The following is a 17,069-nucleotide window of genomic DNA, read 5'->3' as shown; positions in this document are numbered from 1 at the left end:
TTTGTTTTTTTTGCCGATACTGATAACGTATGAAAACACTCATTTCTGTATATGCCGGCGATGCAGCCGGATACGCATTCGAGCCGGTGTTCGGCGGAGCTTCCGCGTTTGAGCGCGTACTGTCCTGGATAGCGGCGGTCGTTTCCGCCGGTTCGTGCGGAACGGTCGGTGCGGCCGTCGTATTCGTGCCGTCCGGATACGAGCGGTCCGTCCGGGATGCGCTCGCTTCAAAGCAGCTTCCCGTACCGGTTGCCGTCGCGGCGGGCGATTTTGCGGAAACGGCTCCGTTCATTGCGGAACTGAACCGCCGTGCGGCCGGTTTTGACGCTGTTGTTCATGCCCGCGGTGCCTGTCCGTTCTACGACGAAGCGCTGACCGCACGCGTGTTCGCGCTGCACGTCCGTTCGGCTGCGGAGTATACGTTTGCCGACGGCTGGCCCGAAGGCTTTGCGCCGTGCGTGATAGATACGGGAACGGTGGCGATTCTGGCGGCTCTTGCCGAAAAAAAATCGTCTCCGGCAGCGAATGCCGCTCCGGTAACGAATGCGTCTCCGGCAGCGAATGCGTCTCCGGTAACGCGCGACGTGTTTTTCGAGCTGATGAAAGGCGATATCAATTCTTTTGAAATAGAAACGCTCGTTTCCGACGAGGACATGCGGCAGTACCGTTTGGATTTCGCGTGCACGTCGAAGGCGGGACTCACGGCGTGCCGCCGCCTGTTCGAGCTTACCTCGTGCGGCGCCGGGGACGCGCACCGGCTTTCCGCAGACGAATTGGCGGCGAAGGCCGTGTTCAGTTCCGCCGTGCTTCGCACGGTGCCGTCGTTTTACAACGTTCAGATTTCGTCCGTGTGTCCCGGTACGTGTACGTATTGCCCGTATCCGTCGGCGTACCGTGCAAAATTCGGGCACGATCCCGCCGAAGCCGCCGCGCTGAATCCGCGCTGTTTTATGGATATCCGGCAGTTTTCGGAACTCGCGTCCCGAATGGCGGATTTATCGGGTGAAGCCGTGGTAGCGCTGTCGGCCTGGGGTGAACCGCTGGCGCATCCCGAATTCCTCCGCTTTATAGAAGCGGTGCTTGCGCATAAGGGGCTGTCGTTGCTCGTTGAAACGGACGGTATGGCCGTTACGGATGCGCTTGCGGGTGAAGTCGCGGCCGCCGCCGCAAAGTCCGCGCCGCGCGCGAACGGACAGGCTGCCGTAAACTGGATCGTGTCGCTGGACGCCGCCGACGAATCGATGTACGCCGCCATGCGCGGCGCGGGTACGCGGACGATGCCCGTTCGGTACGGGAAAGCGCTCGACGCGGTATCCGTGCTTGAACGGTATTTTCCGCGCAGCGTGTACGCGCAGTTCGTCCGCACGACGGTGAACGAAGCGCAGCTTGAAACGTTTTACCGCGGCAGAAAAGAATCGGGCGGCCTAATCATACAAAAATACGACGATTTTGCCGGTACGCTGCGCAACCTGAAAGTCGCGGATCTGTCTCCGCTCGTGCGCAATCCGTGCTGGCATCAGCGGCGCGACATGGTGATTCTTGCGGACGGCAGCGTTCCGATGTGCCGCGAATATCTGTTCGACGGAATTTGCGGCAACGTGTTCGCCGATTCGCTCGAAAACGTCTGGAATCGGGGGAAAGATATGGTGTATACTGACAAATGCAAGGCGTGCGATGAATACTATACCTTTAATTTTTAACGAACGACAGGTGCGGCGGACGGTTCTCGGCGGTGCCGAAGACGCAGCCGCGGCGAACCTTACCGGCGACGCCTCTCAAATACGACTTCCGCTTTCTGTTATCCTGCTCAATTCGAGCAGCGGCAGTCATTACCGCGGCAGAATTCTTGAAACGCTCGTACGTTTGGGATTCGCATCGATCGTTTCGATAGAAAATTCCGCGGATAATTACAATATAGAAGATTTGGCGCAGCGTTTTCCGTCCGTTAAATTTATCGTGCCGTTGGAACCGGTTACCGTCGGCGACATGATCAATATCGGTATGGGAGAACTTGACGGCGGCTACGTGCTCGTGATCCGCGATACGGTGCGGCTGTCGTCGTCGCTCATTACGCCGCATCTTGCCCGGCGTCTCGTTTCATCCGATGTTTTGTGCGTTGCGCCGCGTCTCATGACGCCTCGGCTCCAACCGCTGCCGGTCAAATTCAGTCCGTCGGTGGAAAACGGCGTGTTCAAGCCGCTCAGTTCCGCTTCGATCACGGAAAAAAGCCGGACTTTATATCCGTTCGACTTTATGGGCTTGTATCATCATGAAAAATTCGTACGCTTGGGCGGATACGATTATACCATCCGTTCCCCGTATTGGCAGAATCTCGATTTTTCCGTCCGCGCGTGGCTGTGGGGCGAACAATTGCTCGTTTCGCCGGTGTTCCAAATTGCGTACGACGATGAAATTCCCGTGGAAGACGCCACGCCTGATCAGTACCAATTGCGGTTCTTTTTGAAAAATCTCGCGCCGCGGCTGAAAACGGATTACGGTTATATTCCGATCAGCAAATTTTTCGGTTATCAGCGGCGATCTTCGTTCGGATTCGCCGACTCGTACCGGCAGTTTACCGACGCGCGCCGCTGGGTGTCGCATAATAAATACAGATTCCAAATGGATATGAATACGCTTATCCGAACGTGGGAGACAGTCCAATTATGATTATCATCATCGTGCAGTGCAGATTATCCTCTTCCCGTTTGCCGCGCAAAGCGCTGCTTCCGCTCGGCGGAAAGCCGCTTATCGCTTGGACGCTCGAAGCGATGAAACAGGTGCCGGCGGATCGGTATATTCTTGCCACGGACGCCGATTCCGAAAGCGAATTGCAGAACGTCGCGCGCGAGTGCGGGTGGGAGTGCTTTGCCGGTTCACGGGACGACGTGCTCGACCGTTTCTGTCAAGTCGCCGTCCGCGCCGACTGCGTGCTGCCGTCGGACACGATCGTACGGGCGACCGGAGACAATCCGTTCCTTTTTTACGAGGCGGCCCGCGCGCTCGTAGACGAAATGAAAAAACATCCGTGCGACTACATCACCTGGACGGGATTGCCGCACGGCAGCGGCGTGGAACTGATAAACGCCCGCTCGCTGATAGAAGCGTGCGGCATGACCTCCGATCCGTACGATCACGAACACGTCGGCCCCGCGCTGTACAAACATCCGGAAAACTTTGCGGCGGTGCTGCTTACGGCGCCGTCTGCGTGGAATCATCCCGTTTACAGAACGACGGTCGACTCGTACGCCGATTACCGGCGGGCGCTGCGGATCGTACGCGCTGTTTCCGGATCAAAAACGGTGCGTAAGCCGTACGCTGCGGAGGAAATCTGCGCGGCCTGCGCGACCGCCGCCGTAACGGATCCGGTGCTGTGCGTGCCTTCCGTCAAAAAAGGCTGCGGTACCGGACATTTGCGGCGTTGCATCGATATCGCGCTCAAAACCGGCGCCGATCTGTATATTCCCGCTTCGGCGGATTTGGCTGAAACGTCCGATTTGCTGGAAGAAGCGAAGCGCAACGGGCTTGAAAGTTGGCAGATTTTGGACACGCTGCCGGCGCCGGGCGAATACAGTCTTATCGTAACCGACCGTTTTTCGCTCGATCGAAGCCTTGCTCAGCAGCTGTATGCTGCGGCGCCCGTCGCCGCTATCGACGAGGGCGGCTCCTTTACGGGATACTGCGACTATCTGCTGGACATCATCCCGTCGTATAAATTGAGCCGCGAAGCGAATCTGTGCAACAGCGGATTTATTCCGCTTCCGAAAAACCGAAAACCGGAATGCGGCGGCGCGGAACGGACGTTCCCGCCCACGCTCGGTGATAAAGTGCTCGTTTCCGCAGGCGGAGAAGACCCCGCCGGATTGACCGTTCCCGCCGCAATCGCGTTTGCGGAAAACGGAAAGAGCGTTACGGCGGTGGTTGCGGATCCGGCGGCGGTCAGAGCCAAAATACCCGAATCGCTGCAGAAAAATATCAGGTTTGTGCCGCCCATTTCCAATTTGCGGGAAAAACTGTATTTGTACGATGTCGTCGTAACGCATTACGGGTTTACCGCGTTTGAAGCGGTTGCCGCCGGCTGCGGCGTCGTGCTGCTCGGCACGTCTTCGCTGCACGTCGTGTTGGCGCAGAAATACGGATTTCAAGTACTGGCGCAGGACGCGCTGAACGCAAACGCCGTGAACGGTTTGCTGCTGAAACCTGAGCTGCTGTATCCCGAATCGCCGCTCGTTCGCGCCGCAGCCGTTGAAACGGATACGCTCGATTCGTTCGTGCTCAAATTGGCGCGCGGCCGGCGCAATACGTGCCCTGTCTGCGGTACCGTATCGGGCCGTGAAAACGTACCCGATCCGATAGCGGCGCGTACTGCGGAGCGGACGTTCCGCAGATGCGCGAAATGCGGTATGCTGTATATGTCGTGGACGGTAGATGCCGCGCAGACCGAATACGGCGCGGCGTATTTTTTTGACGATTATAAAAAACAGTACGGAAAGACCTATCTTGAAGATTTTACTTCCATAAAAGCGCAGTGCGTGCGCAGAATGTCCGTCATCGACGCTTTGTTTTGGATGCGGACGCATACCGGCGGTAAAATCAGGAAGAGTTCCGCGCTTACTCCGTCGGTTTTGGATATCGGCTGCGCGATGGGGCCGTTTTTGGACGCAGCTTCCGACGCGGGCTGGCAGGTGTACGGTACGGATATTTCCGGTGAGGCGATCGAATATGTGCAGAACATTTTGCGGTATCCGGCCGTTTGCGCCCCGTTTCCCGACTTCGACCCTGCCGTTGAATTCGGAGTCGGGCAGTTCGACGCGATTACGATGTGGTACGTCATCGAGCATTTTACGGATCTTGATTCGGTGCTTAAAGCCGTTTCGGGCATGCTGAAAAAAGGCGGCATTTTCGCGTTTTCAACGCCGTCGGCGTCGGGTGTTTCGGCAAAATATTCGCCCGAATCGTTTTTTGCGCGGAGTCCTGCGGATCATTATACGTTGTGGGAACCCGGACGCGCCGCGGATATTCTGAAACGGTACGGATTCAGGACTTTGAAATGTATTTCGACCGGACACCACGCGGAACGCTTTCCGGCGGCGCAAAAGCACGGGATGACGCCGCATTCGCCGCTTCATTCGCTGCTTTCCTGCTTCAGTCGTTTTTGCAGACTCGGAGATACGTTTGAATTATATTGTGTGAAAAAATGAGGCTCGTATGAAATCGTATAACGGACATATTCTGATACTCGGCGCCGGTCTGATGCAGCGCCCGGCGATAGAAGCCGCCCGTTCACTCGGGTATAAAGTAACGCTCGTCGACGCGAATCCGGCCGCGCTGTGCGTGCCGCTCGCCGATCGCTTCGAGCCGATCGATTTGAAAAATCGCGACGCAATCCGCGATCTCGCGCTTGAACTGAAAGAAAAGGACGGTCTGACCGCCGTCTTTACCGCCGGAACCGATTTTTCGGCGGCGGTGTCGTATGCGTCCGCCGCGTGCGGATTTGCCGCCCATTCGGTTGAAGCGGCGCTCAACGCGAGCGATAAAATAAGGATGCGCGGCTGTTTCAAAACGCACGGCGTGCCGTCGCCTCATTTTATGCAGGTTGACGAAGCGTCTTTCGATTCGGTGTGTCTGACCGCCGATCGGCTGGGCGCGCTGCTGTTTCCGCTCGTCGTAAAACCGGTTGACAACATGGGTGGCAGGGGCTGCCGGCTGATCCGGGCACGGGACGAACTCGAGCCTGCGCTGCGCGCCGCGATGGAAAACTCCCGCAGCGGACGCGCCATTCTTGAAGATTATATGAACGGTCCCGAATTTTCGATCGACGCGCTCGTGTACGACGGAACGGTAACGGTTTGCGGTTTTGCCGACAGACACATTTTTTATCCGCCGTACTTTATCGAAACGGGGCATACGATGCCCACGACGGTGAGTGAAAAAGACCGTCTCGAGTTGATCGCCGCGTTTGCCCGCGGCATTCAGGCACTCGGGCTGACTTGCGGAGCGGCGAAGGCCGATATAAAACTGACCCGCAAAGGGCCGATGATCGGTGAAATCGCCGCACGGCTTTCAGGCGGATACATGTCCGGCTGGACTTATCCGTACGCTTCCGACTGTCCGCTTACGGAACAGGCCGAACTTATCGCGGCGGGAAAAGAACCGGCGTGGCTTTTGGCTCACCGGCAGCCGCTTTCGCTGCGCGCGGGCGTTTCGGGTGCGGCGCCGTTCGATTTGTATGAAGTGCCGTCCGCCCGGATCTGTGCCGAACGGGCGTGGATTTCCGTTCCGGGAACGGTAGCCGCCGTCTGCGGATTGTCCGAGGCCGCTTCCGTACCCGGTGTCCGCGACGTATTGCCGCGCTTTGCTGCCGGTGCTGCGGTGGTCTTTCCGCACAACAACGTTGAAAAATGCGGAAACGTTATTGCCGTTTCCGCAGACCGTACCGAAGCGGTTTCCGCAGCGGAACACGCCGTTCGGTGCATCGTGCTCAGACTGGAAGCGGATAATCCGGCTACCGACGCTTTTTTGGCCGGGCGGACGGTCTGTGCCGGCGAAGACGGATATCCGCCGGCTGCGTTTCCGCTCGATTCCGCCGTTTCCGCTGCGTTCGATTCGTTTCTCGGCCGTTCGGACGCCGAGCATACCGCCGTACGGTATCCCGTATCGGCTCATATTCCCGCGTGCTTGCTGCCGGTCGCCGATACGGTGCGCGATTGGAGTTACCGTACGATCCGGCAGTCGGCGGAATCGTTCGATAAAATGATTTCCGAATCCGGCCCCGATTCGGCGGCCGGCGTACCGGAATCCATGTTTTGGCGTGCGTGCGTGCGCGGCGGCTTGCAGGGAATGCTGTACGCCGCGGATTCGGCCGGCGTTCACCGGTCGGCTGCCGGAGCACCGCTATGATAAAACGGTACGCCGGTACGCTGCTGTGCGCCGCGCTGTTGCTGCCGTTGCTTTCGGCTCAGACTGCGTCCGTGCGTTTGCAGGATGCGGCGCTGCAGACGGGCGCGTCCTTGTATTGGGATCCGCTTTCAGGCAGCGGATTGCTCGAAAAAAACGGACATCAGCTGTCCTTTCACGCGGGCGATCCTCTCGTGCTTCTTGATTACAACCGGTTCGCCGTTACTGACGCGCCGCAAAAACGGGACGGCGGCGTATACGTTACGCAGGCTTTTCTTGCCGCCGTTTCGGAATTGTTCGCTTCCGAAGTGCCCGAAGTATTTTACCGTATCGGTGCGATTCTGATCGATCCGGGGCACGGCGGCAGGGATCCCGGCGCGCTGGATACGCATACAATTAATGGAAGAAAAATAACGCTGAAAGAAAAAGACGTTACGCTCCGCGTGTCGACCATGCTTGCCGAAAAATTGAAAGCCGCATATCCCGACAAGAAAATCATGCTGACCCGCTCCACTGACACGACGCTTTCGCTCGAACAGCGCGTCGATATAGCCAATTCGGTGCAGCTGGAGCCTCATGAAGCGATTCTGTATGTTTCCATTCACGCGAACGCTTCGCTCGACAAAAAAGCGTCCGGTTACGAAGTGTGGTATCTGAGTCCCGGTTTCCGGCGCACGGTAATCGCATCGGATGCCGCCGAAGACGAAGCGCTGCTTCCGATACTGAATTCCATGATGGAAGAAGAATATACGACTGAAAGTATTCTTATCGCCAAATTCATTATGGACGGGCTCGGTGCGCAGATAGGAGATAAAAGTTCTTCGCGCGGTATCAAGGCCGAAGAATGGTTCGTCGTCCGCAACGCGAACATGCCGAGCGTACTGGTTGAAACCGGTTTTATTACCAATGAAAAGGAAGCGGCGCTGCTTGCCGATCCGGAGTACTTGCGTAAAATTGCCGTTGGGATATATAATGGACTCGCTGCGTTTGTAACGCATTTTGAACGCTCAAGAGGTTTTACCGGTACGCAATGATACAGATACGTAATTACCGTTTTACACGCGCGGACTCTATCGCCGCGCTCGGAATCGCCGCTGCGTTTGCAGTGTCGCTCGTTTTTTTTCTCGTACGGAGTGACGGCTCGCGCCGGATCTGTTATTTTGAATCGTTGGATGAACCGGGCGTGTTTACGGAGATTCGATACATGCCTTCGTCCGTTGAACCGGATTTTTCCGCCGAGAGCGGTGTCCGCTTTTTTGTGGAAGACATACTGCTCGGTCCGCTCACGCATCGCTTCCGTCCGCTGTTCGTGCCCGGAACTCAGGTGCAGTCCTGCTTCGTCCGCGGCGGCGTGTTGTATGTGGATCTGTCCGCGCAGGCGCTGCAGGCCGGCGGCGTCGTTTCTTCCATAAAAGACGGAACCGACGTTTTTACGCTGAACGTGCTGAAAAATTTTCCCCGGATAAAAACGGTCGAACTTTTTATCGACGGGAAACGGGTTTATGAAGATGTGTCCGGAAATTGACAGTTTTTTACAAAAAACAATTAAACCGGAAAAAAAAGCGTTGACAAAAAAGCTATCTTGAGAGATACTTTATAAGTATACAAGGCTACATATAGTGTATTATAAGGAGCTTCGAATGAAGAGGACTTTCATTTTATTTGCAGCGGTTATGTTGCTCGTTGGAGCGTTTGCATTTGGTGATGAAGCAACAATTATTGATTTTACATTGTTGAATGCTGATATTATTGCCGATGACAACGGCAATCCGACTCAGAACAGCCGTACTGTAATGGATTATTCTGTTACCGCCGGGGCGACGTTCACCGACGATCAGAAGTCGCTTATGAAAACTTCGCTGGCGTTGTCCAACTGGGAAGTTTCATTGAATTCTTCCGCGCGCAGCGTTACCAGTCTTGCCCTGTCTCAGGTCAAACCCGCACCGGTGAAAGATTCCGCGACGGTACCGTTTGCCGGCAAAGAGGTTATGGGTGTTCGCATTGAATTCCCCGCCATGTCCGTCAACTCAAACGCAAAAATCGTACCGGCGTTCGATATCCCCGCATATGAACCTTTGTCTACCGCCGACGATACGGGTACCCGCCAGACTCCTACTGCGGAAGAAAAAGCAAGCGGAAAAACGCTGTTTGAAGACGGTTACGGTGTCGTAAAGAACGTCGGAACCATTAAGTCCTTGTCAGTTACGACGATGGGAATGAACTTCCCCCATAAATTGTACGTTATGCTGAAAGATACCGACGGAATTGAACGCCGTTATCTGATGGGTGATTTGAATTTCGACGGCTGGAAAGAAATGAAATGGAACAATCCGGCTTATATCAATGAAATCCGTACCCGTGAAATCCGCGTATACCCGATTTATCCGCGCGGACTGCCGTTCGTGAAGTTTACCGGATTTCAGATTTCCCGCGACGCCATGAACGCCGGGGAAACGTTCATCGGTTATTTCAAAGATGTTAAAATCATCTACGACAAAGCCATGCTGACAACCGATCGCGACATTGCCGATGAAGATTTGTGGGGAATCATTACCACAAAAGAAGCGCAGAAGCAGAATGCTGAAATGACGCGTTTCGGTAACAAGCAGGTCAATCGTTTCCTGGAACAGGCTAAACAGGCGCAGGAAGACAGCTTTACTTCCAGCTTGACCACTACAACTGCCGAATAATTTAATTTGCAAGAATCGATACGTCCGTACCGATTTTTGCAGATGATCTGAATGTTCTTTTGAAACCGTCTGCCGTGTGCCGCAGACGGTTTTTTATTGTCTAAGACCGGAATCGGTGCTATACTGTAGTTCTTCGGTATATATTACAGCATTATAGGAATAAAAGTTATGCAGATACTTCCGAATAGAAGCGCCCTTGAAAACCTGTATAAATCTTATCGGCCGACGCTCGAATCCGTGCTTGATTCGATCGAATTGCAGCTGAAGGATTCCATTTCCCTGTCGTCCTGTCCGACGTTCAAATCCCGCGTAAAAGATTTTAACAGCTATTATCGGAAGCTGCTTCGTATAAAGCCCGCGTCGCTCGGCGGCGGCGGGCTTCCGGTGCTGACCGATTTAATGGGGATTCGCGTGATTTGTGCGTTTTTGGAAGATCTTTCGCTCGTCGAGCAGCAAATAGTGCAAATGTTCGACGTGCGTGAAATCGAGCGCAAAGGCGCCGACTTGACGTTTAAGGAATTCGGGTACGAGTCGGTACACGTGCTCATTGCGCTTCCCGATGAAATTACCGACGCCGCGGCTTCCGGCGGGTTCCCGCTGCCGGACGAATGTGTGTGTGAAATTCAGATTCGGACCATTTTGCAGGACGCGTGGGCGGAAGTTGAACACGAGTTGGTGTATAAATCGGAGTTTTCTCCGTTCGACCTGCCGCTGAAACGGAAGCTTGCTTCAATGAACGCGAGTTTAAGCCTTGCCGATATTATCTTTCAGGAAATTCGTGATTATCAGAACAAACTGAATCGTGAAATAGATTGCAGACGGAATTCCTTTTACGAAAAAGCGGATAAAATCACGCGGGAAACCGCTCCCGATTACGAGTCGCCCGTTCAGGCGTCAGCGCCGCCGCCGTCTCCGTACGTGCGCGGTACTATAGACGATTTGCTGCTTGAAGCGATCCACGCGCACAATACGGGGGATTTGGACACCGCCGTGTTGATTTATACGCGCATCATCGAATCGAAACCCGAACCGAATCGGATTATTTTATCGGTCATTTACAAGCATCGGGGAATGGCGTATTTTGCACAAAGCAAATATGACGAGGCGCTGCGTGATTTTACGGAAAGCGTGGCGTGTCAGCCCGAAAATTTCCGTTCGCTGTATTATATGGGGATCGTGTACGGCATTTTGGGCGAACATAAAAAAGCCGTTGATTTTTTTACCCAATCGCTTACGTTCAACGAATTCCAGTCGCACGTGTATTACCGCCGCGCGCTGGCGAAATACGAACTTGCGGACTACGCGGGAGCTATGGCGGATCTGGACACGGCGAATAAACTCGGATTGGACGACGAAGATTGCCGGCGGCTGCACGCGAAACTGGTTGAAAAATTCGATATGAATATGTGAATTTTATAATGAAAATACTTGACGTTTTTTTTATCATCTGGTATATTGTCAAACGTCGCGTATGTCTCCTTCGTCTAGTGGTTAGGACATCGGGTTTTCATCCCGACAACAGGGGTTCAATTCCCCTAGGAGATGACAAAAGGGCTGATGATATTCAGCCCTTTTTTATTTTAAATATGCCGTTGTACCCGTACGCGAAGCACCGGCCCGGAAGTGCGTATGAATAGTTCTGAACGTTTTACACAGGCCGTGTGCGGCGAAATGTCCGCGGCGATTGCGGAAGCGGGCGGGAACGAAGTTTTTTTTGCCGGTAAGATCAATTCCGAAGGAATCGTCGTTTCCGTCAGCGCCGCCGCCCGCGGTCACGACAGTGCCGTTCCCGTTCAGTTCGAGCAGGCCCGGCAGGCACACGTGCTGATTCACAATCATCCTTCCGGCGTTCTGAAACCGTCCGACGCGGATTTGGCGATCGCTTCCCGTGCGGCTGAAAACGCGCAAGGCTTTTATATTATCGATAACGACGTTACTTCGGTATACGCGGTGGTGGAACCGGTCAAACCCGCGGTAATAAAAAAACTCGACCCTGATGAGGCGTGTCTGTTCATTTCAGGCGGCGGACCGCTTGAAGCGCAGTCCGACTATTTTGAGGAGCGTCCGACGCAGATTGCGCTGCTTGCTGAAATCAGCCGCGCGTTCAACGACAACGCCGTGGGTGTGTTTGAAGCGGGAACAGGCGTCGGTAAATCGTACGCGTATTTGATTCCCGCCATGTTGTGGGCGCTGACGAATAAGGAACGCGTTATCGTTTCTACGGGAACCATCAATCTGCAGCAGCAGCTTGCCGAAAAGGATATTCCGGCTGCGGTGAAATTGATTGATAAACCGGTGAAGGCCGTGCTGCTGAAAGGCCGGCAGAATTACGTCTGTTTGCGCCGTTTGAACGACGCGCTTGCCGAACAGGATCTGTTTTCGGAATATACCGACGAATTTGAACGGATTTCTCAGTGGGTCAAAGATTCTTCTACGGGGAGCCGCTCCGATTTGTCGTTCATGCCGTCCGAATTCGTGTGGAGCCGAATCAATTCCGAGTCGGACGCCTGTATGGGAATGCGCTGCGCGCATCGGGATCAGTGCTTCGTTATGAAAGTGCGAAAAGAAGCCGCCGATGCGAATTTGCTGATCGTAAATCATCATTTGCTGTTCGCCGATATTGAAACGCGGCTTGCGGGTGCCGGATACGACGACACGGCGGTGCTTCCGCCGTACAAGCGCATCATTTTCGATGAAGCGCACGGTATTGAAGCCGCCGCGACGAGCTTTTTTTCGGAAACGATCACCCGGTTCAAACTGATAAAACAACTCAATATCATGTATCGGATACGCAGAGGCGGCGCAGTCGCGGGGCATTTGTTTACGCTCGACGCGCTCGCTCCCGGTTCGGACAACACGACGGCAGTCATCGCGGCCGTGACTGAAATAAAGGACGCCGTGCGTAACCTTGACGAAGCGGCTTTGACCCTGCTTGATACGCAGTACACGGTGCGCCTGTCCGATTCGACGGCGAATCTGTTCCCGCCCGTGCTTGACGCGCTCGAAAAAGTGCGGAGCGCGCTCACCGCCTGGACTGCTCTGATCCGCGAGCTGATAGACAGCATTGCCGAAGACGAACGGGATGTTCCTGCCGTCTGGGAATCGCGCGCGGTGCTGCGCCGCCTGGAAGGTTCCGCCGCGTTGTGCAAAAACTTTGCAGAATGGGACGAACGGCGCGATACGGTGTTTTTTATTGAAAAGATGAAATGGAACGCTTCCGCCGGCAAGGGACGAGCGGCGGAACCCGTTTGGTATCCGCGCTTCGTCCAGACGCCGCTTGAAATTGCGCCGATGATGAACGCCGGTGTTTTTGAGCCGATGAGCAGCGTCGTCTGTACGTCCGCGACGCTCCGTATCGGAAGCACGTTCCAGTTCTGGCTGCATCGCAGCGGCGCGGGGTTCGTAGACGAAGGACGCGTGCGTACCGGCGAATTCGCTTCGCCGTTTCCGTACCGGACGAATCTGCTGTTCGCCGTGCCCCGCGATGCGCCGTTTCCGGACGACCCGCGTTTTCAGCCGTTTACCGAGTTTGCGGTAACGCGCCTGATCACGTCGGCGATGGGACGCACGCTCGTCCTGTTTACTTCGTACGAAGCGCTGCGCAGTGCGTGCGATGCCGCGCGCCGGGAATTGGCGCCGTACGGTATTACGGTGTTGCGTCAGGGCGACGACGACCGCTTCCGGCTGCTTGAAACGTTTAAAAACGACGGTGCGAGCGTGCTTTTTGCAACCGACTCGTTTTGGGAAGGCGTGGACGTTCCCGGCGAATCGCTTTCGCAGGTGATTATCGTAAAACTGCCGTTCAGTGTACCTTCCGATCCGGTTTTTGCCGCGCGCTCGGAAGCGGTGGAGCGGAAGGGCGGAAATCCGTTTATGGAGTTGAGCGTACCCGACGCGGTCATCAAATTCCGGCAGGGATTCGGGCGGCTCATGCGCCGTTCTACGGATCGCGGCTGCGTCGTCGTGCTCGACCGGCGGATCATGGAAAAACGGTACGGCCGCATTTTTTTGGACAGCGTGCCCGAAACGAAACGTCTGTACGAACCGCTTGAAACGGTGTGTTCCGCCGTCGAACGGTTTTTGTAAAAAATTCAAACACGGCACAAAAAATCGCGAGGGATAGACTTTTCGGAAAAGAACCGATAAAATACACGCACAGGAGTTATTTGCCGCATGACCAATTTTATTACGATAGGGTGCTTTCTCGTTGCGTTAGGGGGACCCGCCATATTGAATATTTTTGCTTATCCGATTTCGCGGAAGTTGAGCGTAAAAATATCCGATTATATCGTGCGCGTCTGTGCGCCGCGTCTGTTTTCCATATTATCGACGTATAAAAATTTTAAATTCTGCGGAGATAAAAATCTGAAAAGCGAATTGCCTGAGCAGTTTCTGATCGTGTCGAATCATCAGAGTTTACTCGATATCCCGCTGTATATGCGGTTTCTGCGCGATAAGAAATTGCGGTTCGTTGCAAAAGCCGAATTGGGCCGGCACGTGCCGCTCGTATCCGAAATGCTGCGCGCACACGAACACGCGATGATTCCCCGCACGGGCAGTCCGTCCGTCGCAATGAAAACGCTCGACTCGTTTGCGGAACGCGTAGTCGCCCGCGCTCAAATTCCGGTCATTTTTCCCGAAGGAACGCGCAGCCGCGACGGCAATCTCGGTTCGTTTTACGCGGCCGGTTTCCGGCGGTTACTCGACCGGGCTCCCATGCCGGTTGCCGTCTGTGCGCTCGACGGCGGATACAAGGTTTCGACGTTGGACGGTATCATGCGGAAACTGCATAACGGTTTATATCATGTGAAGATACTGAAAATATATCCTGCGCCGACGTCGAAGCAGGAACAGATGCGGATTCTTGAAGAAAGCAAAGTACTGATTCAGCGGCAGCTCGACGAATGGCGTGCCGGAACGGATGCGTGCTGATTTCAGCCGGCTGTTTCCTTTCCCGTAGCGAATAAAAAAACCTGCTGTTTCCAGCAGGTTTTTTTTGTGTGAACGATTTATTTGAAGTCTTTGGGACGGCGTTCTACACGCTTGCATTTCGAGCATTCGGCAACGTTTTTCAGTCTGCCTTTTTCAAACAATGTCTTCATTACAACTTCACCGCCGCATGAGCAGAAGAATTTATGGGTGGTAACGGTCGTACGAGAGTTTTTACTGGCTCCAGCCATGACTAGCCTCCGGTTAAAAAAATATAATCGATTATTCTATAATAATACACAATTATCAGGCCGGTGTCAATTGAAAGGCGGATTATTATCGAAGGTAAACGCATAATAATCCGCGGCAATGCCGTTTTTTACGGTACACTTTGAATGATTCGATGCGGGAGCTGCGTCCCGTTTCCTTTTGCCCGTTTCCGCGCAGCTTGCCGTAACGTTTCACATTTGGTATACTGATACGGTAAATCATGGATAAAAAGAAAAAACGCAGACGGACGCGGAAGCCGAAAGTCGTACTTCCGCGCAAACAGGTTTTCATTTTAACTGCTGCGATTGCCGCCGTATGTATCTGCATGTTGTGCGTGGCCGTTTTGACTGCGCCGCCCGCTGCCGAAGATTTTCGGCAGCCGCCTGCCGTCTCACCGTCCGTTCCCGCGCCGGTTACTCCGCAGACGCCTGTTTCGCCGTCAGTTTCCGTGCAGCCGCCTATTTCCGTGCAGCCGTCCGTTGAACAGCAGCCTGCCAAGCAGACTTCTCCGACTGAACCGGTCAGTGTTCCGGAACCTTCGCTTCCGATAGTTCCGAAAGAACCGGTGCCGCCGGTTCATCCTGAATTCGATCTTATTCCGACCGCCGCACCCCGCGCCGTGCTCGTTTTCATTTTTGATGACGGCGGTCAGAATCTGGACCAGCTGCAGCCGTTTCTCAATTTACCGTTTCCCGTGTCGATCGCCGTAATGCCGGAACTGGTGCATTCGGTTGAATCGGCAAAGCGGGTGCGTGCCGCCGGCAAAGAATTGCTGCTGCATCAGCCCATGCAGGCAAAAAATTTGGCCGTGAATCCGGGTCCCGGTGCCATTCATCCCGATATGGATCGGGACGCCGTACGGAAATTGCTGCACTCGAATTTGCAGAAAATCGGTCCGGTGGCAGGAATGAACAACCACGAAGGTTCGCTCATTACCGAGTCGGTAACGCAGATGGACGCGGTGCTTGACGTATGCGCCGCCGAAGGGATATTCTTTTTGGATTCCAGAACGACTGCCGATACGCAGGTTCCGGCCGTTGCCGCCGCGCGCGGCATGAAGATTTGGGAGCGCGATATTTTTCTGGATAATACGCCGGATCGGCGGGATATTTTGGACCAGCTGTATCGCGGCGCAGCTATTGCGAATAAAAAAGGGTATGCGGTTATGATCGGACACGTATGGTCGCCGCAGCTTGCATCTATTTTGAATGAATTGTATCCTTTGCTGAAGAAAAAAGGGTATACTTTTTCGGGAATTCGAGGTTTGTATGAAGATTTTGGGAATTGAGTCCTCTTGTGACGAAACCGCCGCCGCCGTAGTCGAAGACGGCCGCACGATCCTGAGCAACGTTATCGCAACGCAAATTCCGTTCCATAAGGAATTCAGCGGCGTCGTTCCGGAGATAGCGAGCCGTAAACACGCCGAATGGATTCTGCCGGTCGTATCCGAGGCGTTGACCGAAGCCGGCGTATCGCTCGGCGATATAGACGGTATTGCGGCGACGAACCGTCCCGGTCTGATGGGCTCGCTGCTCGTCGGCCTTACGTTCGGCAAAACGCTCGCCTGGGCAACGGGCAAGCCGTTTATCGCCGTGAACCATATGCTCGGTCATCTGTACGCCGCGCATCTTGCTTCCGACATCGAATACCCGTATTTGGGATTGCTCGTTTCAGGCGGGCACAGCATTATCTGCAAAGTTTCCGGATTCGACGATATCGAAATCTTGGGAACGACGGTAGACGACGCCGTCGGTGAGGCGTTCGATAAAGTCGCCAAATTTTACGGATTCGGTTATCCCGGCGGCGTTATTATCGACAAACTTGCCAAAAACGGAAATCCCGCGGCGGCCCGGTTTCCGGTACCGTCGCTGCATAAGGGCGAGCACCGCTACGACGTGTCGTATTCGGGACTTAAAACGGCGGTGATCAATCAGATCGATTTGTTCTGGAATCCCGACTTCGAGAAAACGCCCGAAAACATCGCCGCTTCTTTTCAGGAAACCGCCGTGCGGATTCTGATTTCACGGCTGCTGCGTGCCGTCGCGGATACCGGTTTGACAACGATCGTTGCCGGCGGCGGCGTTGCGGCGAACTCGCGGCTGCGCGCCATGCTTGCCGAACGTACCGAACTGAATTGCATTTTTCCGCCGCTTAAATTGTGTACGGATAACGGCGCGATGATCGCCGGCGTCGGTTATAGGTTTTTGCAGCGGGGCGACCGCAGCCCGCTCGACGTTACCGCGTGTGCCCGCGTTCCGACGTTCAAACGCGGTTTGAAACGCTGAC

The 17,069-nt window shown here is 54.7% G+C and carries 13 protein-coding genes and 1 tRNA gene; 13 read left to right on the top strand and 1 reads right to left on the bottom strand.

Annotated elements, in window-relative coordinates; all coding sequences use genetic code 11:
• The first annotated feature begins 29 nt into the window (after nt 1–29).
• From TREBR_RS09515 to TREBR_RS09465, 11 genes are all read left to right on the top strand, one after another.
• Nucleotides 30–1,700 carry a spiro-SPASM protein gene (locus TREBR_RS09515; RefSeq protein ID WP_013758964.1) on the top strand — a complete coding sequence of 557 codons (1,671 nt, stop codon included), beginning with the start codon at nt 30–32 and terminating at the stop codon, nt 1,698–1,700.
• The gene (locus TREBR_RS09510) at nt 1,675–2,667 is read left to right on the top strand and encodes a hypothetical protein (RefSeq protein WP_013758963.1); all 993 of its coding nucleotides are present in this window, start codon (nt 1,675–1,677) and stop codon (nt 2,665–2,667) included. Before TREBR_RS09515 ends, TREBR_RS09510 begins: the two co-directional genes overlap by 26 nt.
• A complete protein-coding gene (locus TREBR_RS09505; RefSeq protein ID WP_013758962.1) occupies nt 2,664–5,198 on the top strand; it encodes a cytidylyltransferase domain-containing protein in 2,535 nt (844 codons plus the stop codon). The genes TREBR_RS09510 and TREBR_RS09505 overlap by 4 nt, the downstream gene beginning before the upstream one ends.
• Nucleotides 5,199–5,205: 7 nt before the next feature.
• Nucleotides 5,206–6,897 carry an ATP-grasp domain-containing protein gene (locus TREBR_RS09500; RefSeq protein ID WP_013758961.1) on the top strand — a complete coding sequence of 564 codons (1,692 nt, stop codon included), beginning with the start codon at nt 5,206–5,208 and terminating at the stop codon, nt 6,895–6,897.
• Nucleotides 6,894–7,928 (top strand): N-acetylmuramoyl-L-alanine amidase, encoded by a 1,035-nt coding sequence (locus TREBR_RS09495; protein WP_013758960.1) that lies wholly within the window; start codon nt 6,894–6,896, stop codon nt 7,926–7,928. Before TREBR_RS09500 ends, TREBR_RS09495 begins: the two co-directional genes overlap by 4 nt.
• Nucleotides 7,925–8,419, top strand: a complete 495-nt coding sequence (locus tag TREBR_RS09490) for a GerMN domain-containing protein (RefSeq protein WP_013758959.1) — start codon at nt 7,925–7,927, stop codon at nt 8,417–8,419. Before TREBR_RS09495 ends, TREBR_RS09490 begins: the two co-directional genes overlap by 4 nt.
• A 115-nt stretch (nt 8,420–8,534) precedes the next feature.
• Nucleotides 8,535–9,584 (top strand): flagellar filament outer layer protein FlaA, encoded by a 1,050-nt coding sequence (locus TREBR_RS09485; RefSeq protein ID WP_013758958.1) that lies wholly within the window; start codon nt 8,535–8,537, stop codon nt 9,582–9,584.
• A 168-nt stretch (nt 9,585–9,752) separates the two neighbouring features.
• Nucleotides 9,753–10,994, top strand: coding sequence for a tetratricopeptide repeat protein (locus TREBR_RS09480; protein ID WP_013758957.1), 1,242 nt, complete (start codon nt 9,753–9,755; stop codon nt 10,992–10,994).
• 63 nt (nt 10,995–11,057) lie between these two features.
• Nucleotides 11,058–11,129: transfer RNA gene (locus TREBR_RS09475), tRNA-Glu, on the top strand.
• Nucleotides 11,130–11,213: 84 nt separating this feature from the next.
• Complete coding sequence (locus tag TREBR_RS09470; protein ID WP_013758956.1) at nt 11,214–13,670, top strand: helicase C-terminal domain-containing protein; 2,457 nt, start codon at nt 11,214–11,216, stop codon at nt 13,668–13,670.
• An 87-nt stretch (nt 13,671–13,757) separates the two neighbouring features.
• Complete coding sequence (locus TREBR_RS09465) at nt 13,758–14,516, top strand: lysophospholipid acyltransferase family protein (RefSeq protein WP_013758955.1); 759 nt, start codon at nt 13,758–13,760, stop codon at nt 14,514–14,516.
• A gap of 77 nt (nt 14,517–14,593) precedes the next feature.
• Here TREBR_RS09465 and TREBR_RS14310 read toward each other — a convergent pair whose 3' ends face one another.
• Nucleotides 14,594–14,764 carry a hypothetical protein gene (locus TREBR_RS14310; protein ID WP_013758954.1) on the bottom strand — a complete coding sequence of 57 codons (171 nt, stop codon included), beginning with the start codon at nt 14,762–14,764 and terminating at the stop codon, nt 14,594–14,596.
• Nucleotides 14,765–15,003: 239 nt separating this feature from the next.
• Here TREBR_RS14310 and TREBR_RS09460 point away from each other — a divergent pair, with 239 nt between their 5' ends.
• Entirely contained in the window at nt 15,004–16,071 is a 1,068-nt protein-coding gene (locus TREBR_RS09460; protein WP_013758953.1) for a divergent polysaccharide deacetylase family protein, read from the top strand.
• Nucleotides 16,052–17,068, top strand: a complete 1,017-nt coding sequence (gene tsaD, locus TREBR_RS09455; protein WP_013758952.1) for a tRNA (adenosine(37)-N6)-threonylcarbamoyltransferase complex transferase subunit TsaD — start codon at nt 16,052–16,054, stop codon at nt 17,066–17,068. The genes TREBR_RS09460 and tsaD overlap by 20 nt, the downstream gene beginning before the upstream one ends.
• Nucleotide 17,069: the final 1 nt, after the last annotated feature.

Source organism: Treponema brennaborense DSM 12168, from assembly GCF_000212415.1.
Lineage (GTDB): Bacteria > Spirochaetota > Spirochaetia > Treponematales > Treponemataceae > Treponema_F > Treponema_F brennaborense.
Note: the sequence above shows the minus strand (reverse complement) of the source record. Positions and strands in the feature narration are given on the sequence as shown.